The following is a 22,206-nucleotide window of genomic DNA, read 5'->3' on the forward strand; positions in this document are numbered from 1 at the left end:
CCATCACACCAATTGACGGACAGCCGATAAAATACTAAACTAACTTCTGGAGCGCAGGTCAATTGCAACTTCTTTTTTATTTATTAAACATACAGCTGATTCAATTTTTTATTTTTAAAAATGCCTGTAATAATTACCAATTTCCTACTGCCAAAACTCATATACCTTAACGTATAATCTCATCTCGAGCTGGAATCGAAGGTTGAGCTCCCATTTTCTGAACGGCCAACGATGAAGCCTTATTTCCATATCTTATCGCATCAACCAAATTATCTAATGCTGGATGAATTTCAGAACTAAACGCTCCCAAAAAAGTATCTCCGGCAGCCGTGGTATCGACTGCATTTACTTTATAAGCGGGCACGATTCCGCTATCATTTTCGGTGTCAAAATAAACACCCCTCTCACCAAGCGTTATGATCACAATCTTAATTCCTAAATCATGGAGCTTTTGAGCTGCCCGTGCCATTGAATCATTATCAATTACAGGAATTCCGGTTAAAATTTCTGCTTCAGTTTCATTGGGAGTAATTATATCGGTCAGTTTCAACAATTCAACGGATAAATTTTTAATAGCAGGGGCAGGATTTAGTATCGTAAGTGCTCCAGCCTTTTTGGCCAATTCGAAAGCCTTTAAAGTTGTTTCAACCGGTGTTTCCAACTGTGCAACCAGAAAATCAGCTTCATTAATCTTAGACATGGCCTTTTCAATATCTTTTTCGTTTAGTTCGGCATTCGCCCCGCCATAAATCAAAATTCTATTTTCACCACTTTTTTCAAGCATTACAAAAGCTTGACCAGTGCCTGTATCCAACGCTTGACTTACAAAATCAGTTGAAACACCACTATCAACTAGCTGTTTAAGCATAAACTGTCCATTTTCATCTTGTCCGATTTTTCCAATAAAACTCGTTTCTGCCTTTGATCGAGCAGCAGCAATAGCTTGATTAGCTCCCTTTCCCCCGCCAGCAGTTTGCTTATTTTTTAGTGAAAGTGTTTCACCTGGACTTGGAAAATGATCCACTTGTAAAATTGTATCAACGTTTAAACTGCCCAGAACCACGATTTTATTACTCATCATGCCACCTCATTATATATTGTATAAGGAAATTTTATCATAATCGATTAGCAAATGAAATTTACTATAATTAAAAAGCTGATACTCAACAAACAACTTGTTAGGCATCAGCTTTATCTTAATGGTAATTATTCAGCATCTTCTGGTAACGTTGCTGCTTCATAAACTTCTGAAACATCATCGTTATCTTCCAATTCGTCAATCAAACCAGTGTATTGTTTAACCTTATCTTCCGGAACAACGGTTTCGCTTTCTGGAATCATAGTGAGTTCAGCATTTGCTAAAGAGTAACCCTTTGCTTCTAATGCATCACGAACTGTAGCAAATTCTTTAGGATCCGTATAAACTTCAAAAACTTCATCTGAAGTTTGTACATCATCAGCACCAGCTTCAATTGCGTCTTCCATCATTGCATCTTCGTCTTTGTCCAAATCCTCACGACTAATTACGATGTATCCACGACGATCAAACATGTATGAGACTGAACCAGAAGCGCCCAGTGATCCTCCATGATGAGTGAAGGCGGAACGAACTGCAGCAGCGGTTCGGTTCTTATTATCCGTTAGTGCAGAAACAATAATCGCTGTTCCAGCTGGTCCATATCCTTCATAAGTAATTTCTTCATAGTTTGCGCCGCCAGCGCCACTACCCTTATCAACGGCACGCTTAATATTATCTTTAGGCATGTTGGCTGCTCGGGCTTTATCAATCATTAAGCGTAACTGAGGGTTAGAAGAAGGGTCCGGACCCCCAGCTTTAACTGCAACATAAATCTCACGAGAGATTCGTTGGAAAATTTTACCACGCTTTGCGTCTTGGGCGTTTTTACGACCTTGAATATTATGCCACTTTGAATGTCCTGACATATCCGAACTCCTTCTTTCATTTCAATTTTTATCTGTTCATAGACGTTTAATATAATACGCATTCCATCGCCATTTGTCAATGTTTCTCCAGTTGCCATCCCACAAATATCTCCCATTTCATATCCTATGTTACTCAATTCCTCTGTTTAAAATAAAAGACGCTTCCATTTTAAATTGGAAACATCTTTTACTAACGAGGGGGCGACTATCTTTCTGAGGATAGAAGAATAATCATTAAGTTGAGGCAATGTAATATTATTGAATTTGCTAGCTTTTCTACTAGACTCACTGATTTGGGGGATCAATGAGCGTCTATACATATTCTAAAATCGCCGCTTAGTGCTCGTTATTAAAAATTATCATGCATACGCTTGTGTGATTATTTGCATATACCACAGGTTAATTTTAACATACCCGTAAAAGATATTTATCAACTTTTTATCGTTTATTATCAATTTTTACATATTTTTAATTTAGATTTGATATTCCGCCCCTTTAATACCGCTCTTTATCTTAAACATGACCACAAATAAAAAAGTTATAACCCTAATCCAATTTCAAGGGCTAAAATAATTATCAGCCTCCGAAATATTTTTAAGATTATAACCTTTTAATAATTTAACTTAAATAATATATAATGCTACATTTGATGGTCCATACTCATTAAATGGTATTCAATTGGATGCTTTGGATCAAATATTTCAATTTGAGCCATCATTCCTGTATCTTCGTGTTCCAAAATATGGCAATGGTACATGAAAATTCCTAGCTTTGTAAACCTAACTTTGATGGTCACTGTTTCGTTTGGATTAACTCCAATCGTATCTTTCCAACCATGTTCGTTTGGATTAACTTCTTTGCCATTTCTTTTAATTAGTTGGAACTGACAGCCATGGATATGGAACGGATGGATCATCCCACCGTCCATATCGTTAGTATTTGAAATTTCCCATATTTGAGTTTTATTAACTTCTTGACGGGTGTCAATGCGTTGCATGTCAAATAATTTTCCATCCAACCGTACTTGATCATCCATCCCCGACATAACTGTTTTAAATACTGGGGTTTCTGAATCAACTTTAATTTCTTCGATTTTTGCAAGTGGCGAAGGTAATTCAATCTTCTCAGCATCGAAGTCACCAATTTTGAATTTGATTAAATTAAAGTCATCCGTTTTAAGAATTACTTCCTGTCCAGGCGCATATTCTGAAAAATCAACTAAAATATCTGCTCTTTCAGCACAAGTTAGCATGATTCGATCCAACTCAACTGCTTCTGGAAGTAGCCCTCCATCACTACCAATTTGTGTAAATGGATGAAAATCTTCAAAATGAAGTCGCCATTCTCTTCGATTGGAACCGTTTAACAAACGTAGCCTCATAATAGGTTTTTTCACATCAACCACCGGATTAACGGTCCCATTGATCAATGCATAGCGCCCCAAGGTTCCATCGACGTCGTAATCTTCATTGTAATCTAATTGATTTTCATGATAAGTTCGATCTTGCAATACAATTGGAAAGTCATCAACGCCCCATTGACGTGGCAGATCTAAGCTTTCTTCGTGTTGGTCGGAGATTATCACAGGGGCAGCCAATCCGTTCCAAACTTGGCGCGCCGTTTGAGGACATGGATGCGGATGCAGCCATATATTTGCAGCAGGTTGGTCAACTGTGAATGTGATTTTCCTTTCACCATTCGGATAAACCGGTGCATGAGGACCCCCATCATCATACGGTCCAACAATATTTAAACCATGCCAATGAAAAGTTGTCACTTCGTCCAACTCGTTTTTTAACGTAACATGATACGTTTTTCCCATTTCGAATTTAATCAATGGTCCTAAAATACTGCCGTTATATCCCCATGTTCGCGTCTTAGCGCCTGGTAATATTGACGTTTCTCCAGCTTGCGCCGTAACCGTATAAAAAATATCGTTTCCTTCTACACGATCAGGAGCTAAAATTGGTGGAACATTCAATTGATGTTCGGCTCCTGGGGCCTGTTCTAATTGAACATACCCTCCATCATGATAATCATAAGCATTCTCATCGTATAAATACTTTGTAATCATTGCTTCTCCTCCTAAGATTTAAAACTTTCGATTAAACAAATAACTGACTCTGCTAACATGCCACCCGCCATTACATACATTGCCAACATCGACTGGTCAGTAGCAACTAGATAAAATAAGTATATGTAGACTAAAACAAATATAATCGAACCGACTTTTGACTTAATCATCCACGCCATCCCCTTGTATTTTACTTTAGAACAATTATAAACTACACCTAAATTGAGATAAAGTAAAGCCATTACACTAAAAAGTTCCTTAATAAAAGCGATGCGTTTGAACAGTTTAACCTCAATGTCTAAATTAGATTGTTTTATCAGTTTCATCCCTGTTGCTACCTGCATTATATTACAAAAAAAGATTGTGACGAAATTTAATTCATCACAATCTCAAATATACTTTAAAAAGAAATTACGCACGCTTTGTATACGTTCCCTTTTCAGTGTTGATTACCAAAGTTTCGCCTTCTTGAATAAAATCAGGCACATTAACGACTAGCCCTGTTTCCATTGTAGCTGGTTTCCCAGATCCTGTTACCGTAGCTCCTTTAATTGATGGAGCTGTTTCGACAACCTTAAGTTCAACCGTCGTAGGCAGAGTTACACCAATGACTTCACTACCATAGTAATTAATTTTCACATTCGTATTCTCTAAGAGATATTTCAGTTCGCTTTCAATACTTGAAACGGGCAACTCGTATTGTTCATAAGTTTCGGTATCCATAAAAATAGCCATATCATCTTGCCGATAAAGATATTGTGCTTCTTTAGTGTCTAAAATTGCTTGTTCCACTTTTTCAGTTGGCCGCATCGTTGTTTGAACCGTTGATCCCGCACGAACATCGTATAATTTCATCTGCATCACCGTGTTACCCTTACCCGGTTTATGATGATTGGTTTCAAGAACCTTAATCAACTTTCCGTCTTTAATAAATGTCATTCCTGCTTTTAAATTAATAGCTTCAATCATAACTGTTCTCCTCTAGTATTTTATTCTATAAATTTCAAGACTTCCTAAAATTAGGTGGAATTGAAAAGATACTACTGATCATCCTCAACGTATAGCTCATTTTTTTCTCCGTTTTTTTCTTATTAATCCATTCTATCATAAAAAAGCGCTCTTTTACCGCATACTAAAAGAGATCCCTTAACCTAAAATGTTTTTCTAAAGTTAGAACCGTCAAACGGACCAACTAAAACATGTTAAGATTTTGAGATCTCTTTTCTTTGGCAATGATTACTAATTATTTTATTTGAGCACCTAACGAATTTTTAAAATGATCTAAAGCCCATTCTTGACCGTGTTCAGTAAAGGTTTCAACTCCATCCGCATTTACGATGATATTATATCCAAGGTTGTACGCATCAACTGCTGTATGCAACACACAGATATCGGTGCAAACACCGGTCAATCTTAAAGTATCAATGTGGCGTTCCCTGAGTCGAATATCTAAATCGGTTCCAGCAAACGCGCTGTAACGAGTTTTGTCAAACATACGAACCTTCGAATTAGACTGATTAAGCTCATACCAATCCTTTAATTGTCCATAAAATTCCCGTCCCCACGTATTTCTTAAATTATGTGGTGGAAATAACTTGGTTTCTGGATGGTAAGGATCACCTTCTTCATGAACATCTGTGGGTAACATCACCCATCCACCCTGACGAAGCTCCTCATTAGCGGCCTTTATAATGTTAGTCTCAATACTTTGTCCAACTTTTCCGGTTGTCAATGCACCGCCATCGGCCACAAAATCATTTGTATAATCAATTATTAGTAGTGCCTCATTTTCACTGCTCATCAAAATTCCCCACTTTTAATAAACTAATCCACATCCAAACCACATCGTCTATAAATTTCATTAATATTTTTCAAATGGTACTGGTAATTAAAAATCGAGCGAACTTCTTCGTCACTTAGAGTCGTTTTAATTTTTTCATCTTTCAATAATAAATCCATAAAGTGTTCACCAGTATTCCAAACGGTCATTGCAATCGGCTGAACAGTATCATAAGCTTCTTCTCTCGTCCATCCCTTATCGATTAATTTTAACATAACTTGTTGAGAGAAGATCAGTCCATGCGTCATTTCAAGATCTTTTTTTACTTCATCTTCATTGATTACCAAATTGTTCAAAATTCGATTCATTCGATTTAAAATATAATCAACCAATGATGTTGAATCCGGTAAAATTACACGTTCAGCTGAAGAATGTGAAATATCACGTTCGTGCCACAAGTTGATATCTTCGAAAGCTGTAACCATTTCACCACGAACAACACGGCTTAACCCGGACACGTTTTCTGAACCAATCGGATTTCTTTTGTGTGGCATTGCAGAAGAACCCTTTTGTCCCTTGGCGAAGCCTTCGCGCATTTCGTTAACTTCCGTTCGTTGTAAATGTCTAATTTCAGTTGCGATTTCTTCAACTTCAGATGCGATCAATGCCAACACGCTCAAATATTCGGCATGTAAATCCCGTGGTAAAATTTGAGTAGAAATTTCTTGATGCCCAATTCCCAACATTTGACATACCCACTCTTCAATCTGAGGAGTTATGTTAGCAAACGTTCCTACAGCCCCACTAATTTTTCCAACTTCAATATTTTTTCGAGCATGGTTGAAACGATCAATGTTTCGGTTAATTTCGGAATACCAACGTAAAAACTTAAGTCCAATTGTAGTTGGTTCTGCATGAATCCCATGCGTCCGGCCAACCGCAATCAAATCTTTATATTTGAGTGCAAGTACTTTCAGCGTTTCTTTAAATTTTTCAAGATCTGCCGAAATAATTTCATTTGCTGCCTTGATTCTTAACGATTGGGCCGTGTCAACAACATCTGTACTAGTTAATCCATAATGGATCCATTTTCGTTCTTCTCCCAAAGATTCGGAAACGGATCTTGTGAAAGCAATTACATCATGATGCGTTTGACTTTCGAGTTCATCAATTCGATTCAAATCGAATTTAGCATTTTTTTCGATAAGCTCTAAATCTTGATCAGGAACTTTTCCTTCTTTATTCCATGCCTTAACAACAGCGACTTCAACTTCAAGCCAGCTTTGAAATTGTGACTGACGACTCCAAATTTCTTGCATTTCAGGTCTTGCATAACGATCAATCATATAATTACTCCTTTGAGTTTAAATTGTTTACACAGTTATTTTAACAAATTCTTCAAAATTAATAAATACGAACTATAAAAAGTAAGTGCTTTTATATAATTCGGTTTATTACTTTTATTTTTTAGGAAATATGTGTTATTATCTTTAGAGTTGTGTATTGATAAAAATGGAGGAAAATATATGTCAGCTACAGTTGTAATAGGAAGCCAATGGGGCGATGAAGGAAAAGGAAAGATTATCGATTTTCTTGGACAAGATGCCGACGTGACGGTTCGCTACTCTGGCGGAGATAATGCTGGTCATTCATTAGTAGTTAATGATCAAAAACTTGCTCTTCGTTTGATTCCATCAGGAATTCTTGCACCAAATTCAACCTGTGTCATCGGAAATGGTACGGTAATTAATCCGCAAACCCTTTTAGATGAAATCAAAGAATTAAACGATGTGGGCGTTAACACTGATCATTTAAAGATTTCTGATCGAGCACATATTGTCTTTCCTTACCATATTCTGCAAGACCAACAGCAAGAACGTGATCGTGCAAAAAATGGCGAAAAGATTGGAACAACGAATAAGGGAATTGGTCCTGCATATATGGATAAAATGCAACGAATTGGAATTCGGGCAATTGATTTATTAGATGCGGAAACTTTAAAAGATAAAATTGAATTTAACTTAGCACAGAAAAAAAGAGTTTTAGATCAGGACCTCTGGGATGAACTTCCTACTTTAGAAGAGTTGACCAAGCAATATCTTGAATATGGCGAGACTCTTAAGTCCTGCATTACAGATACAAGTTACATGATCCATAATAAATTAAATGAAAATAAACGGGTCCTCTTTGAAGGTGCTCAAGGTACCATGCTAGATATTGACCACGGAACATATCCTTTTGTCACATCGTCTAATCCAACAGCTGGTGGTGCTGCCACTGGTGCTGGAATTGGCGTAACGAAGATCAAGCACGTTGTTGGTGTATGTAAGACCTATGTTTCACGAGTTGGTGAAGGACCTTTCCCAACTGAACAAATTAATTCTATCGGCGATCGAATCCGTGAAACGGCACACGAATACGGTACTGTGACACATCGTCCTCGTCGAATTGGCTGGTTTGATGGCGTATTAATGAAGTATGTTTCGGAGATTAATGGACTAACAGATTTAGTCGTTAACTGCCTAGATGTTTTGGCCGGCTTTGATGAATTAAAAGTTTGTACCGGTTATCAAACCGATCATGGAGTAATTAACTACTACCCAGCTTCAGAAAAAGAACTTGAGAATTTAACACCTATTTACGAAACTCTTCCAGGCTGGTCTGAAGACTTGACCCAAATGAAGAGCTATGATGAACTTCCAGTTAATGCCAAAAACTATCTCAAAAAGATTGAAGATTTAACCGGTGTTCGTGTTAGTGCCTTCTCCATTGGTCCCGATCGTGAACAAACCGTTGTTTTAAATGACATGTGGAATTAAAAATTATAAAAAAGCCATTGGCAATAAAAATGATCTCAAGCTAAGTAATTTGCTCATGTTTTAAATCATTATTACGCCGCATGGCTTTTTTTGAACAATTTTTTGTCACTTTAGTCGTTTTTTTCTCTTTAGAAGCATTGTTGGGATCATTAGCCCCACCCCTACAACAAAAATCACACTCGCAATCACAAATTCACGAATTAATATGTCCTGCCCGGCTTGTTCAACGATACTTTTGACCACGGCATATTGAATTGGCAGGTTTCCTAAAATATTTGAAATATACGCAATCGCGCTGATTATTGCCACAAACGCACCGACAACCACCATCGAAGTGGCTACCAGAGAAACCCCTTGTCGTCGAATGAACGCCAGTAAAATTAGTATCGCTAACCCAATTCCGCTTACCCACATTACAATCTGATTGATTGCTTTTAGTTTATTAATTTGACCAGAATATTGATTTAACTTTTGCGTATCCAACTGACTATTAAAGACACCAGCAATTTGATTAACTACAACGGAGGTAATTCCTTGTTGGATAATTCCGGTTGCTCCAACACTATCATTAACGGCATCATTAATAATATTTTGATCTAATTGAACTTGCGAACCGTCGTAAAATTGTTGAATCATTGTTTCCAACTCTTTATTAATTAAATCATCTGAAATTAGATTAGTTTGTTGAATGCCAACTTGCTTTAATTGTCCACTCAACTGCTGATTAATTGTGCTAGCCGCTTGCGATTTTGAAACCTGCTGTTGAACATACTCAGAGTTAAAGATCGTCTGCCGTGCCGAAACTGTCGCCAAGCTGAGTAATCCTAAAATAATCATGAAGATCCGCGTAAAGAAAAGGGATGGCTTTCTGTTCGAAGAAGGAGCATCCTGCTCTTTTTCTTTTTTTGTACGTTGCATTCTGGTAGTTTCACTTTGTTCGATAAAAAACTCTCCTTTCATTGTCATGAATGATTGTTTTCAGTTTATCACGATTTAACTGATTTAATAGGTCTTTATTAAAAAAATCAGAATCTGTTAATAATGAAATACTAATTCATTTTCACAATTCATTGTAAATTTAAAGAAAACGCGTCTTAACACTCTTGCATATTATCTTTCAAATAAGATATACTCATAAACAGTGTGTTTTACCAAAATTTAATTTTTTAAGGAGTCATATAATGGATCATAGTTTTTTAGCCAAATTAGCGGCTGAATTTTTAGGTACAGCAATTTTAGTTCTTTTAGGTAACGGCTCAGTTGCTAACGTCGAACTTAAAGGTACAAAGGGTAATGGTAGTGACTGGCTTGTAATTGCAGTTGGTTATGGATGTGGTGTGATGGTTCCCGCTTTAATGTTTGGGACTGTCTCAGGCGCTCAAATTAACCCCGCAATGACAATTGGCTTGGCCGCTTCTGGAATGTTTGCTTGGTCTCAAGTAATTCCTTTCATTATCGCTCAAATGTTAGGTGCAATTTTTGGTCAACTGGTTGTTTATTGGTCTTACAAGCCCCACTACGACCAAACAACTAATTCTGAATCAATTTTAGGAACATTTAGTACCATTGATGCCAGTAATAGCCTTTGGAACGGTTTCGTCAACGAATTTGTTGGATCATTTGTTTTATTCTTTGGAGCTACTGCATTCACCAACGCACCTTACTTTAAAGAAAATATGAGTTCCGTTTTTATCGCCCTCGGTTTTCTTGTTGGTACTTTGGTCGCTTCACTTGGTGGTGCAACTGGTCCTGCTTTGAACCCAGCACGTGATTTGGGTCCTCGCTTAGTCCATGCCTTCTTACCCATCAAGCATAAGGGATCTTCGCAATGGAATTATGCTGCCATCCCGGTCGTTGCACCAATTTTAGCAGGTATTTGCGCTGTAGCTTTATACAAAGGTCTATTCCTTTAAAATAAAATTACATAAAAAATCACCTTCAACAATGAAGGCGATTTTTATTTATGCTTATTTAGTTGACTGTCTGAATACCATGTCATATGGGAGTGTAATATTTCGCTCCTCAACTTCTTCTTTGTTCATTAGCTTAGTTAATAAGCGCATTGCGACAGCACCCGTATCATACATTGGATGTCCAATTGAGCTGATTTGTGGGCGAACCATCTTTGCCAAGCTCGTGTTATTGCTAGAAATGATTTCAAATTCTTCTGGGACTTTAACATCTAAATCCTGTAACCCATTCAAAAGTCCGACAGCAAGACTGTCATTTGCAACAAAAGCGGCCGTAATATCACTGGACGCAATTTGTGAAGCCAGCTTAATTCCATCGTCATAGGTATTAGATGTTTCGAAAACTAGATTATCATTGAAGTCAATCTTAGCATCTGCCAAAGCGCGCTTGTAACCTTCAATTCTAAATTTACCATTAACTGGTTCAGAAAGTGGTCCTGAGATGAATGCAATCTTCTTGTTTTTGTTTTCAACCAGTTTACGCACTGATTCATAGACTGCTGCTTCGTTGTCAATGCTAACTGAAGGCATCGAATGTTTATCATCAACTGAACCAGCAAAAACAACCGGTGTCCTAGCAGATTTAAATGCTTCTCGAAGACGGTCGTCAATTGCATTACCCATATAGATTACACCATCGACTTGCTTAGCTAAAAGATTTTCTAAGACTTCAACTTTTTTATCAACATCTTCATCAGAATTTTCCAATATAATATTGTACTTGTACATTGAAGCAATGTCGTCAATTCCACGAGCTAATGACGCAAAAAACATCTCTGTAATATCAGGTAGAATAACTCCAATCGTCGTTGACTTCTTGCTTGCTAATCCGCGAGCCACCGCATTGGGATGATAATCTAAGCGTTCAATTACTTCATTAACTTTCTTTCTAGTATCAGGCTTAACATTTGGATTCCCGTTAACTACTCGTGAAACAGTTGCCATTGAAACTCCTGCTTCCCGAGCAACATCGTAAATCGTGATGGTTTGTTTTGCCATTGTTATCGACCTCTTTCATTGATATTATTTGTTTTCATTCTGTTTTCATTACCATGAATACGTTATCAAATTTTCACTTAACTTGCAACCTTTTTTGACATTCTAATCTAATTATCTTCGTGTGCTATAATCAAACTATCATAACAAGAAAGAAGCGATTAGATGTCACAACTAGATAAAGTTCAAAAATGGGTTTCTGAACAGAAACTAGACGTTGCCTATATCAGTAATTTCGAAAGTATCAAATACTTAACCGGTTTTGGGAGTGATCCCATCGAACGCGTCTTAGCCTTATTTGTATTTCCAGACCATGAGCCATTTTTATTTGCACCTGCATTGGAAGTCGAAGCCATCAAGGATACCGGCTGGGATCATCCCGTATACGGTTACTTAGACCATGAAAAACCATTTAAATTAATTGCTAACTATATCAGAGAACGGAATTCAAATCCAATCCATTGGGGAATTGAAAATGATAATTTAACCGTGGATCGCTACGAACAGCTTCGTTCAGAATTTCCAAACGCCAATTTTGAAAAAAATCTGACACCAGTTTTTGAAAATCTTCGAATGATTAAAACTGCCGATGAAATTGAAAAGCTAAACGCAGCTGGCGCAGAAGCTGATTTTGCTTTTGAAGTTGGTTTCAATGCCGTAGCAGCCGGTAAAACTGAAGCCGAAGTAGCCGCTGAACTCGAGTACGCTTTAAAGAAGCGCGGCGTAATGGAGATGAGCTTTGACACTCTAATTCAAGCTGGTGCCCATGCTGCTGAACCACATGGTGCTACTGCTATGAACAAAATTAAGGGTAATGAATTAATTCTCTTCGATTTAGGTACTGTCCATGATGGATACATCAGTGATGCTTCCAGAACAGTGGCCTTGGGGACTCTTAATGATAAGCAAAAAGATATCTACAAAGTTTGTCTGGAAGCCCAACTTGCTGCCCAAGACTACGCTAAGCCAGGAATCACGGCTGCAAGTTTAGACCGAGTTGCTCGCGATATCATCGATAAAGCCGGATACGGAGAATATTTCATTCACCGTCTAGGCCATGGTATGGGAATGGGCGAGCATGAATTTCCATCCATCATGGAAGGAAACGAACTTGTTCTTCAAGAAGGAATGTGCTTCTCCATCGAACCTGGTATTTATATTCCAGACGTTGCGGGTGTTCGTATTGAAGATTGTGTTCACATTACATCTGACGGATGCGAGCCATTCACACATACATCTAAAGAATTAAAGTACTTATAAAATAAAATTTTATATTGAAAAAACACTTCGGAATATATTACACGTGTAGTCTTAATGTACTACTCGAATATATAAACAACCGAAGTGTTTTTTATTTAAAAACCTATTCTGCAGAATATTCGGCTAAATATTCGTCAAATGGTTTTAATTGTTCAGCATCCCATTTCTTTAGGAATTCTGGTGTGTAGACTGAATCTTCTGAAGATAAGTCTAATTCAACAGGAATTCCACGTTTATCAGTAATGTTTGCATCAATTAAAACAGGACGTCCAGCATCAACTTCCTTCATTGCTTCATCAAAAGCACCTTCTAATTGATCAGGAGTATCAACTTTAATTCCCTTAACACCCATTCCTTCAGCAATTTTAGCGTAGTCAGCATCCGTTAAATCTACACCAAATTCGGCTTGTGGTACGTCATCTTGCTCTGACTTGATAAAGCTAAGATGACGGTTAGATGTAACAATATTAATAATCGGAAGATTGTAACGTTTTTCCGTAATCATATCTTGCATAACCATCGAGAATGCACCATCACCTGCAATATTGAAGACCTGACGATCTGGAAAACTCAATTTGCTAGCCATTGCACCTGGAATTCCACAGCCCATAGTTGCGAATAATGCCGAAGTTAAAATCTTCTGCTTAGGATTCATATCCAAGAATCGGAAACTATTGATGGTGTTATCACCAACATCCATCGAAAATACCGCATCCTCTTCTGCAACTCGGTTAATTTGTTTGTATACTTGTTCGTATTCTAAAGGCCCCTCTGTTCGATCCATTAAGCCCTTCAAGTACGTACGCCAATCCTTTTGAGCTGCTACAGCGGCTTTGTAAAAGGGACTTGGCGCTACGTCATCACTAATTTCACTTAGTTTTTCAATGAATAATTTTGCATCCGACCAAATTCCTAGATCGAGTGAATGATGGCGTCCAAAAATTGCTTGATCATTATCTACTTGGATATATTTAAATGGTCGATCGCCATAGACTGCCAAAGCAAATGGGAAGTTTGCACCAATCGAAATTAAAAGGTCTGTTTTCTTGATTAACTCATTAGCTACCTTTGAAGAAGCTCGATTGGAAGGTCCAACGTTTCCTTTATAATCATCAGGAACAACACCCTTTGCTAAACCTGTAATGATAATTGGAATTTGAAGCTTTTCGGATAATTGTTCAATCTCCTTAGTTGCTCCTCTTGCACCTTGTCCAAGATGGAATACTGGATACTTGGCGGCCTTAATCATATCCCATGCTTCGCGAACCATTTCTACATCTGGTTCTGGTTTAGGCTGCTCTTGATTCCGAGTTCTTTCAGTTGAATAGTGATTATCTGTAATTTGAACATAACCAAAGTCATTAGGAATGATAACAACGGCAACCCCATTTTCTTTGTATGCCATCCGAATTGCCTTATCAATAACGTATGGCAAACTTTCGGGGGTCATAACTACCCTGTTATAAACGGCAACATCATCAAACATTGGAGCTTCGTTGAACTCTTGGAAATAATCGTAATTCATTCGATCATGCGGAACTTGACCAACAATTGCCAATACAGGAACATGATCTTCTTTTGCATCATATAGTCCATTAAGTAAGTTTACAGCACCGGGTCCGGCTGAACCAAAAGCCACTCCGACTTTACCCGTTAGTTTTGCATCAGCTGCTGCCGCTAATGCCCCAACTTGTTCATGACGAACCTGAATGTATTTAATGTTTTCTTGTTCTTTTTGTAGAGAATCCATAGTTGAATTAATTGACCCCCCAGGATAACCATAAATATGATCTACTCCCCAAGATTCAATAACCTTCAGCATTGCAACTCCTGCTTGAATTTTTTCTACCATGAATAAGTACCTCCTCGTTTTTTGAAAACGTTTTCGTTTTTCAATAACGATTATTGTCCTTTTACAATTAAAAATCAATTTTAATGCTCATACTTATTAATTTATTCCATAGAGCGAAAAAAAGAGATGAAAACGCGCAACTACGTGTTTTCATCTCTTTTAATGCTTTATTTTTCTTCTTTGTGTGGCATAAAAACTTCGGTTGGTTTCTCATATGGCGTTTCAACCATATTATCAACTACAAAATCTTCATCTTCGTCACCCATGTCAGAATTAAATTTGCTGTTTGCTCGATTAGCTAAGTCTAACCCGCGTTGCTTTAAGTCGTCCACTGACGATGCTGCTCGGCTTTTTAAAGTATCTGCATCAAAATCGTTTGCTTCCATAAAATCATCAAATTTTTCAACCGCAGCTTCTTTTAATTGTTGAGGGGTCGTATCCATTAGTTTAATTGCTGCCGCCGTTGCCGCTGCTCCACCTAAAATTACACCTAATAAAAAACTACTTTTTGACATGTTTGATAGCCTCCTATTTTTTATTCTCTTTATGATTCTTGTACATGTTCATCGCACCTTTTCCAACACTCATCGCCGTTGCCACTTTCCCAGTTCCACTACTTTTAGCGGTATGGTTTACTTTACCGGCTAAACGACGCGTGGCATTGTTTAAATCTGAGGTACTTTCACTCAAATCAGCAATAGCTTGAAATAATGGATCAATCGTTGCTACTTTTCCATTAACATCTTCCAAAAGTTCATTAGCGTTTGCCATAATTCCTTCAGCTTCATGCGATATAAGATCAACGTCACGAGTAATTACAGCCATACTTCGGTTGATTTCTGATAACGTTTTAGAAGCATTAACCAAAACTAAACCAATAAATAAAACTAAAATAAGTAAAGCCACTGCAGCGATGATTGCAGCGATTCCGCCTCCTGTCATCTAACGATCCCTCCCGTTTGTTTATGACTCAAGAATAGCATTCCAGCGCATTAAGTGCAATGAAAACCCATACTTATAACCCAACTTTCTGCTAAAATAGTAGTAATTAACGGAGGGATTTTTACTATGAACTTTTCTTTATTCATGGGTGCGTCATTTGAACCACTCAAATCTGAACTATCCAAAATTAACTGGGAGCAGATTGGTCTCAATTTTCTTCAGCATTTTCTGCAAATCATTTTAATTACAATTTTCTTCTGGATTCTAAATCGCATTGGAAAAAGACTTATCAGAAACAGTTTCGAACGTCGTGACCTAATTGAAAATCAATCTGCACGATCACAGACTGTTTTTGCGGTAACTAACAATATTTTCAAATATTCAGTCATGTTTTTCTATATTTACTCGATCTTATCCAATTTAGGTGTCCCCGTTGGAACCCTCATTGCTGGAGCCGGAATCTTGAGTGTTGCCATTGGTCTTGGTACCCAAGGAATTGTTTCAGATATTATCAATGGACTAACTATTTTGATTGAAGGCCAGCTTCGCGTTGGCGACAGTGTCACCATCCAAGCCATTGATGGTACCGTAGTCTCAATTGGACTGCGCACAATCGAATTAAGAGCGGTCGATGGAACTTTGCATTATCTACCTAACCGCTCTGTTTCTACCGTTTCAAATCATTCCCGTGGTACCCAAAACGTTAGTATCTTTTTGCACATAAGTGATGCTTTTGAAATTGATCATGCTAAAGATTTACTTCGAGATCAACTTTCTAACTTAAAAAGTGCTTCCGACAAAATTAAATCAACTCCGGTAATTCAAGCACCAGTTATTGAAAAAAATCGAGGATACCTAGGAATTCAAATTTCATTTAAGGTCAAGCCCGGTTATCAAGCTGCGATGCAAACGATGGTTTTGGATCGTTGTCTAAAAATTCTTTCAAAAGAAAACTTAAAAATTGAAAATTAATCTTTAATGTAATTTAAAGCCTCCGAGATTTAATGTGATCTCAGAGGCTTTAATTTTTTAGTCGTTGATTTTCATTTAAAAATAAGCGTACACTTTACATCAAATCATTTCCAAAAAGCATCAAATTGATTTAGTAAATCTTGAATTGCAAGCGCACGATGACTAATTTCATTTTTTTCATCCGTGGTCATTTCAGCCAAAGTTTTGTTTCTACCATCTATAAAAAATAATGGATCATATCCAAAACCATTTTCGCCCCTTGGAACCGATAAAATTCTACCCTTTAGATCTCCATTAGCAATCAGCTCTGCTCCGTCGGGCTTTCGAACCACAATGGTTGTATGGAAGTTAGCCGTTCTTTTTTCATTGGGAATCCCACCCAATTCGGACAAGACCTTAGCGTTATTGGCAGCATCATTATGATCGCCCGCGTATCTAGCTGAAAAGATACCGGGACGTCCATTTAAAGCGTCAATTTGCAGCCCGGAGTCATCTGCTAAAACTGGAATACCTACATTTCTAGCATATCCTTCGGCCTTTAGGCGAGCGTTTTCTTCAAACGTTAAACCATTCTCTACAACATTAATTGCCGAACTAATATCCTTTAACGATTTAGCCTTGATTCCCTTTTTTTCAAAAATATTCTTAAACTCTTTTAACTTACCCTCATTTTTAGTTGCTATTAAAATTTCCTCGTTCATTCGTGGCACCCCTAATTAATTTTTACCTGTTGTACTACAATTTCTTTTTCTAAAAAGTTTCGAGCCACATTTTCAAATTCAACTAAATTACCTGTAGAATAATAACGATCATTGATCTCAAGCTTTTCATCACGAAGCATATCTTGATCTTCAAGCAAGTTTTTTAATTGTTTGGAAGTTTCAACTCCTGGATCAATTAAAGTAACTTCGTCGCCCACCGCCCTTTGAATGTTTTTGGAAAGCAATGGAAAATGAGTGCATCCCAAAATCAATGTATCAATTTGATCTTGCTTAAACTCTTTCAATTTGTTTTCAACGACGACCCTCGTTTCAGGTGTGTCTAACTCATTTTTTTCAGCAATCTCTACAAACTCTTGGCAAGCCAAGGGGTAGGATTCAATGCTGTATTGAATCGTTTTTAAAGTTTTAGGATAAATATTTGATTTAATCGTTCCAAGCGTCGCAATCACGCCCACTTTATTATTTTTAGTTTGTTCTGCGGCCGCCATGGCACCCGGTAATATAACACCAATGACTGGGATTGAAAGCTCTTTTTGCAGAATTTCATAAGCCGCGCTGGTCGCTGTATTACAGGCGATCACTAATGCCTTAACATTTTTTGAGATTAAAAAAGCGGCCATCTGCTTTGAAAATTCAACAACCTCTTCTGTGGGACGAGGCCCGTATGGCATTCTCGCCTCATCACCAATAAATACAATCTCTTCGTTTGGAAGAAGTTTCTGAGCCATTTTTACCACAGTTAAGCCACCGACTCCCGAATCCATAAATCCAACTGGACGATTATCCATATTAATACCCCCACTCAACAAATTTAATAACATAACTATAATACTAGATTTCAATAAAAAAAACAGGACTCAGGCAATTGCCTTATCCTGTTTATAATTAAGCTCTATAGGTACTGGTTTAAAACTTTGGTTAATTGTTCTTTAGAATGATACCCCACAATGGCATCTACTACGGCGCCATCCTTTTTTACTAATAACGTTGGGATACTCATAATTCCAAAGTTTTGAGCTGTTTGGGGATTTTGATCAACATCCATCTTCGAGAACGTCACCTTATCTCCCATTTCGTCGGCTAATTGTTCAACAACTGGTGACTGCATCCGACAAGGGCCACACCAAGTTGCCCAAAAGTCTGTGAGGGTAACACCCTTACTTGTTTTTTCTTCAAAGTTAGCATCTGTAATTGCTTCAACCATCTGAAAACCCTTCTTTCTCTTTTTATTATAATAACTATACCAGTATTTTAATCTGACTCAAAGCTTTTCGACTTACATTTTATAAGAAACTATCTAAAATGGACAATCGTTGCTCCATTTCCTCCAGCATTTGCCGGAGCATACTCAAAGCTTTTGACCCGCCGATTACTCTTTAGATACTTTGTAATTCCGCTTCGTAAAGCTCCGGTACCCTTCCCATGAACAATTGTAACTTCATCATATCCGGCTAGCAAGGCTGCATCAATATAACGATCAGTCTCGGTTAGTGCTTCTTCGTACCTCTTACCACGCAAGTCTAACTGTGTTTTCACTCCCGCAGAGGACGTTCTCTTTACAGAATTATGAACACGTCGCTTAACCGTTCGATCCGGCTTTACTTTTTCAAGCTCATCCACAGCCACCTTCATTTTCATAATTCCCATTTGAACTTCCCAATGTTTCTGATCAATTTGGCGTAACAACTCTCCCCTTTGACCATAAGTTAGCACAACTACTTCATCATTTTCATGAAATTTTTGAGCTTCTTTTGCTTTTCGTAAAACCTTATTTCGTTTAAGATTTGTATCTTGGTGAAGAGCGTTAATCTTACTTTTGGCGTCAATCAAATCATTTTCTTTAAAATTACCCGCTGATTGTTCCAATCGTCGAAGGCGTTTAATAATTCGATCCGCCTCCTCTTGACTGCTATTTACGATTTGATTAGCATCCTCCTTCGCCCGTTCAAGCAGGTTATTTCTTTGGGCATTAAGGTTATTCACGCCTTGTTCCAAGGTTCGATTGTATTCTTCGGTTTGTTCGAGAAGTTCTTTAACCGCTTGATTTAACTTTTGTGTTCGTTTTTGTCGAGTTGTTAAGTCTTTAATCATATTATTTAAATCTTGGCTATCTTGATCGACTAAACTACGAGCTTGGGCAATAATCGAATCCGACAAGCCCAACCTTTTAGAAATTTCAAAGGCATTACTTTGACCCGGAATACCTAATAACAGTTTATACGTTGGTTGTAATGTATCAACATCAAACTCCATACTGGCATTAATTGTTCGTGCCCGCTCGTAACCATATGTTTTTAATTCTGGATAATGCGTAGTGGTCATTGAAACCGCCCCAGAATGACGAACCTGATCCAAAATAGCAATGGCGAGTGCCGCCCCCTCCTTCGGATCAGTACCAGCACCCAACTCATCGAATAATGCCAGTGATCGATGATTTAATCGCGCTAGAATACTAATCGTGTTATCCATGTGAGAAGAAAACGTACTCAAGTTTTGTTCAATGGACTGTTCATCACCAATATCAGCAAAAATTTCTTCGAAAATACGAACCGTGCTATTCTCATTGGCAGAAATAAAAATTCCCGATTGCGCCATCAGTTGTAATAGACCGACCGTTTTTAACGTAATTGTCTTCCCACCAGTGTTTGGCCCAGTAATAACTAATGTTTCGTATTCTCCCCCCAGTTTAATATCATTTGAAACAACCTTTTTTTGATCAATTAATGGATGGCGAGCTTGACGTAATTCAATCGCATCAGAAGTAGATATTTGCGGCTCCGTTGCTTTTAATTGATGTGCATATTGCGCTTTAGCATTTAATAAGTCGAGGTGACCGAGAATCCCGCTATTATTTTTAAGCGTATCAACATGCGGAGCCACTAATTCACTTAATTCTTGTAATATTCGTTGTTCTTCATGAACTTCGGCCACCTGATTTTGGCGTAATTCGTTATTTAGATCAACGACCGATTCTGGTTCAACGTATAGCGTTTGACCCGAAGAGCTTTGATCGTGAACAACTCCACCAAATTTTGAACGATACTCAACTCGGACCGGAATTACATACCTTTCATTACGAATTGTAACAATCGGCTCGCTTAGATACTTAGCGTTACTACCTCGCGTATATTTTTCCATTCGCTGGCGCACATCGGATTCAATTCGCGTAATCGAAGTTCTAATTTTTCTTAAAGTACTGGACGCCGAGTTTAATAGGTGTCCATTTCCTTCAATCGATTCATTTAGTCTCGACTCAACTTCTGGAATCGTGACTAGTTGATCGATGACGCCCTTTAACTCGACAATTTCAACTTCTTCATCATTTAAATCTGTAAAAAAGTTAATGACTGTTCTTGTTGCTCGTAATACTCGACCAATTTGAGCTAGTTCTTGTCCATTCAATGACGCATCAATTTTTAGCCGTTGCAGTGACTCAGTAATATCTTCTAGACGTGGAATTGGAATCCCATTTTTTAAACGATAAATGTTCACTGCATCTAGCGTTTGCTTTAGCGATTTACGAACCGTACTTTCATCACTACTTGGAGTTAAATTCTTTAACTCTTTTGCACCATTTTCGGTTGCGATAAATTGTCGAATGGCAATTTTTATTTTTTCATATTCTAAAACATCTAAGATTTTCTTATTCATTTTTATCTCATTTCACTTTTAAATCAAAAACGGCCCGTTCGCCGACAGAAATTCATCTTATCGTCAAACAAGGACCGTTATTCAGAAATTAGTCTTAGTCTTGATCGCCAAGGAACGTATTCAAGACTTCTTCAACCATATCCCATTCTTCATCAGATTCAATCGGAATTAATTCTCCTTCGCCTAAATCGTGATTTTCGTCAGGCATGAAGGCATAGGCTTGAATGTCAACCTCTTCATCCGTCTCAGCTTCAGAAGGATATAGCAGCACGTATGAACGTCCATAATCTTCTGAATCAAACGTAAACAGTACGTTGTAAAGCTCTTCATTTCCGTGTTCGTCAACAAGTGTAATCTTTTGTTCTTCATTATCCATTTGTTTGTCCTCACTTTAACTTATCGATTAGCTTGCCGTGTCCGTTAAGATAGTTTTCTAAAATCAAACTGGCCGCAAGTTTATCGATGACTTTTTTTCGCTTAGAGCGAGACGTATCGGCTTGTTCAATGAGCATTCGTTCAGCTTCAACAGTTGTTAAGCGCTCATCTTGAAAATCAATCGGTAAGCCAAAGGTTTCCTCTAAGAGCTTACCATAATTTCGAGCAGCCTCAACTCGTGGGCCCTCAGTATTATTCATATTTTTGGGTAATCCTAATACAAAGCCCACCACATCATACTGCTGAACCAATTCTTTAACGCGCTCAATACCAAATACCTGTTCATCCTCGTCAATCGGAATAATTTCAACTCCTTGAGCAGTCCAGCCTAACTGGTCACTCACAGAAATTCCAACAGTCTTCGAACCAACATCCATTCCCATTAATCTCATTAATTATCATCCTTTTTGCTACCAGCTACTTGGTCAGAAAGGTAGTCTCGGACAAGTTCCTCAATAATTTCATCACGCTGATGTTTACGGATTAAATTACGAGCGTCATTTAAACGCGGAATGTACGCCGGATCGCCAGAAATTAGATAACCAACGATTTGATCGATTGGATTATAGCCCTTCTCCTCAAGTGCATCATAGACAGTTTTTAAAGTTTCTTTGACGTCATTTTGCTTATTATCTCCAAAGTCAAAAAACATCGTTTCATCAAGTTTTCCCACTGTTAGCACCCCTCTTCACATACTAGTACTAATTTTACTTGATTAATAAGCAAATCACAATGAATGAATCTTCTCGTAATTGATTCGTAATATAACGTACGCTTTTAAACTAATTG

Annotated in this window: 23 protein-coding genes; 4 read left to right on the plus strand and 19 right to left on the minus strand. The window is 37.7% G+C overall.

Annotated elements, in window-relative coordinates; genetic code table 11:
- Nucleotides 1-166: 166 nt before the first annotated feature.
- From rbsK to purB, 7 genes are all read right to left on the minus strand, one after another.
- Nucleotides 167-1,078, minus strand: coding sequence for a ribokinase (gene rbsK, locus IV81_RS07650; protein ID WP_057803910.1), 912 nt, complete (start codon nucleotides 1,076-1,078; stop codon nucleotides 167-169).
- 128 nt (nucleotides 1,079-1,206) lie between these two features.
- On the minus strand, nucleotides 1,207-1,944 hold the full coding sequence (locus tag IV81_RS07655) for a YebC/PmpR family DNA-binding transcriptional regulator (RefSeq protein WP_057803912.1): 738 nt from the start codon (nucleotides 1,942-1,944) through the stop codon (nucleotides 1,207-1,209).
- 640 nt (nucleotides 1,945-2,584) lie between these two features.
- On the minus strand, nucleotides 2,585-4,018 hold the full coding sequence (locus IV81_RS07660; protein WP_057803914.1) for a multicopper oxidase family protein: 1,434 nt from the start codon (nucleotides 4,016-4,018) through the stop codon (nucleotides 2,585-2,587).
- An 11-nt stretch (nucleotides 4,019-4,029) separates the two neighbouring features.
- On the minus strand, nucleotides 4,030-4,188 hold the full coding sequence (locus IV81_RS09400; protein WP_164488204.1) for a hypothetical protein: 159 nt from the start codon (nucleotides 4,186-4,188) through the stop codon (nucleotides 4,030-4,032).
- A 241-nt stretch (nucleotides 4,189-4,429) separates the two neighbouring features.
- On the minus strand, nucleotides 4,430-4,987 hold the full coding sequence (efp, locus tag IV81_RS07670; RefSeq protein WP_057803917.1) for an elongation factor P: 558 nt from the start codon (nucleotides 4,985-4,987) through the stop codon (nucleotides 4,430-4,432).
- Nucleotides 4,988-5,261: 274 nt separating this feature from the next.
- The gene (locus tag IV81_RS07675; RefSeq protein WP_057803918.1) at nucleotides 5,262-5,819 is read right to left on the minus strand and encodes a cysteine hydrolase family protein; all 558 of its coding nucleotides are present in this window, start codon (nucleotides 5,817-5,819) and stop codon (nucleotides 5,262-5,264) included.
- A 23-nt stretch (nucleotides 5,820-5,842) separates the two neighbouring features.
- Nucleotides 5,843-7,144, minus strand: coding sequence for an adenylosuccinate lyase (purB, locus tag IV81_RS07680; RefSeq protein ID WP_057803920.1), 1,302 nt, complete (start codon nucleotides 7,142-7,144; stop codon nucleotides 5,843-5,845).
- 180 nt (nucleotides 7,145-7,324) lie between these two features.
- On the opposite strand from purB, the gene IV81_RS07685 reads away from it, so the two are divergent.
- A complete protein-coding gene (locus IV81_RS07685; protein WP_057803922.1) occupies nucleotides 7,325-8,617 on the plus strand; it encodes an adenylosuccinate synthase in 1,293 nt (430 codons plus the stop codon).
- A 105-nt stretch (nucleotides 8,618-8,722) separates the two neighbouring features.
- Here the strand turns inward: IV81_RS07685 and IV81_RS07690 are convergent, their stop codons facing one another.
- The gene (locus IV81_RS07690) at nucleotides 8,723-9,583 is read right to left on the minus strand and encodes a hypothetical protein (protein ID WP_236696852.1); all 861 of its coding nucleotides are present in this window, start codon (nucleotides 9,581-9,583) and stop codon (nucleotides 8,723-8,725) included.
- Between the two features lie 215 nt (nucleotides 9,584-9,798).
- Between IV81_RS07690 and IV81_RS07695 the strand changes: the two genes are divergently transcribed.
- A complete protein-coding gene (locus IV81_RS07695; protein ID WP_057803924.1) occupies nucleotides 9,799-10,530 on the plus strand; it encodes an MIP/aquaporin family protein in 732 nt (243 codons plus the stop codon).
- A gap of 54 nt (nucleotides 10,531-10,584) precedes the next feature.
- Here IV81_RS07695 and ccpA read toward each other — a convergent pair whose 3' ends face one another.
- Nucleotides 10,585-11,586, minus strand: a complete 1,002-nt coding sequence (gene ccpA, locus IV81_RS07700) for a catabolite control protein A (protein WP_057803926.1) — start codon at nucleotides 11,584-11,586, stop codon at nucleotides 10,585-10,587.
- Between the two features lie 162 nt (nucleotides 11,587-11,748).
- Here ccpA and IV81_RS07705 point away from each other — a divergent pair, with 162 nt between their 5' ends.
- A complete protein-coding gene (locus IV81_RS07705; protein WP_057803928.1) occupies nucleotides 11,749-12,843 on the plus strand; it encodes a M24 family metallopeptidase in 1,095 nt (364 codons plus the stop codon).
- A 103-nt stretch (nucleotides 12,844-12,946) separates the two neighbouring features.
- Here IV81_RS07705 and spxB read toward each other — a convergent pair whose 3' ends face one another.
- The 3 genes from spxB to IV81_RS07720 form a co-directional block, all read right to left on the minus strand.
- Nucleotides 12,947-14,695 carry a pyruvate oxidase gene (gene spxB / locus IV81_RS07710; RefSeq protein ID WP_057803930.1) on the minus strand — a complete coding sequence of 583 codons (1,749 nt, stop codon included), beginning with the start codon at nucleotides 14,693-14,695 and terminating at the stop codon, nucleotides 12,947-12,949.
- 167 nt (nucleotides 14,696-14,862) lie between these two features.
- Nucleotides 14,863-15,210 (minus strand): hypothetical protein, encoded by a 348-nt coding sequence (locus IV81_RS07715; RefSeq protein WP_057803932.1) that lies wholly within the window; start codon nucleotides 15,208-15,210, stop codon nucleotides 14,863-14,865.
- A gap of 13 nt (nucleotides 15,211-15,223) precedes the next feature.
- Nucleotides 15,224-15,637, minus strand: a complete 414-nt coding sequence (locus IV81_RS07720) for a DUF948 domain-containing protein (protein ID WP_057803934.1) — start codon at nucleotides 15,635-15,637, stop codon at nucleotides 15,224-15,226.
- A 126-nt stretch (nucleotides 15,638-15,763) separates the two neighbouring features.
- Here IV81_RS07720 and IV81_RS07725 point away from each other — a divergent pair, with 126 nt between their 5' ends.
- Nucleotides 15,764-16,609, plus strand: a complete 846-nt coding sequence (locus tag IV81_RS07725) for a mechanosensitive ion channel family protein (protein ID WP_057803936.1) — start codon at nucleotides 15,764-15,766, stop codon at nucleotides 16,607-16,609.
- A gap of 104 nt (nucleotides 16,610-16,713) precedes the next feature.
- On the opposite strand, the gene IV81_RS07730 is transcribed toward IV81_RS07725, so the two are convergent.
- The 7 genes from IV81_RS07730 to IV81_RS07760 all read right to left on the minus strand — a co-directional run bounded on the left by IV81_RS07730 (nucleotide 16,714) and on the right by IV81_RS07760 (nucleotide 22,090).
- Entirely contained in the window at nucleotides 16,714-17,310 is a 597-nt protein-coding gene (locus tag IV81_RS07730) for an XTP/dITP diphosphatase (RefSeq protein WP_057803938.1), read from the minus strand.
- A gap of 11 nt (nucleotides 17,311-17,321) precedes the next feature.
- The gene (gene murI / locus IV81_RS07735; RefSeq protein ID WP_057803940.1) at nucleotides 17,322-18,119 is read right to left on the minus strand and encodes a glutamate racemase; all 798 of its coding nucleotides are present in this window, start codon (nucleotides 18,117-18,119) and stop codon (nucleotides 17,322-17,324) included.
- A gap of 104 nt (nucleotides 18,120-18,223) precedes the next feature.
- Nucleotides 18,224-18,535 carry a thioredoxin gene (trxA, locus tag IV81_RS07740; RefSeq protein WP_057803942.1) on the minus strand — a complete coding sequence of 104 codons (312 nt, stop codon included), beginning with the start codon at nucleotides 18,533-18,535 and terminating at the stop codon, nucleotides 18,224-18,226.
- An 89-nt stretch (nucleotides 18,536-18,624) separates the two neighbouring features.
- Nucleotides 18,625-20,982, minus strand: coding sequence for an endonuclease MutS2 (locus IV81_RS07745; RefSeq protein WP_057803944.1), 2,358 nt, complete (start codon nucleotides 20,980-20,982; stop codon nucleotides 18,625-18,627).
- Between the two features lie 94 nt (nucleotides 20,983-21,076).
- Nucleotides 21,077-21,358, minus strand: a complete 282-nt coding sequence (locus IV81_RS07750) for a DUF1292 domain-containing protein (protein WP_057803945.1) — start codon at nucleotides 21,356-21,358, stop codon at nucleotides 21,077-21,079.
- Between the two features lie 10 nt (nucleotides 21,359-21,368).
- The gene (ruvX, locus tag IV81_RS07755; RefSeq protein WP_057803947.1) at nucleotides 21,369-21,809 is read right to left on the minus strand and encodes a Holliday junction resolvase RuvX; all 441 of its coding nucleotides are present in this window, start codon (nucleotides 21,807-21,809) and stop codon (nucleotides 21,369-21,371) included.
- Nucleotides 21,809-22,090 carry an IreB family regulatory phosphoprotein gene (locus IV81_RS07760; protein ID WP_083484703.1) on the minus strand — a complete coding sequence of 94 codons (282 nt, stop codon included), beginning with the start codon at nucleotides 22,088-22,090 and terminating at the stop codon, nucleotides 21,809-21,811. Before IV81_RS07760 ends, ruvX begins: the two co-directional genes overlap by 1 nt.
- Between the last annotated feature and the right edge of the window lie 116 nt (nucleotides 22,091-22,206).

Source organism: Pediococcus stilesii (assembly GCF_001437075.1).
Lineage (GTDB): Bacteria > Bacillota > Bacilli > Lactobacillales > Lactobacillaceae > Pediococcus > Pediococcus stilesii.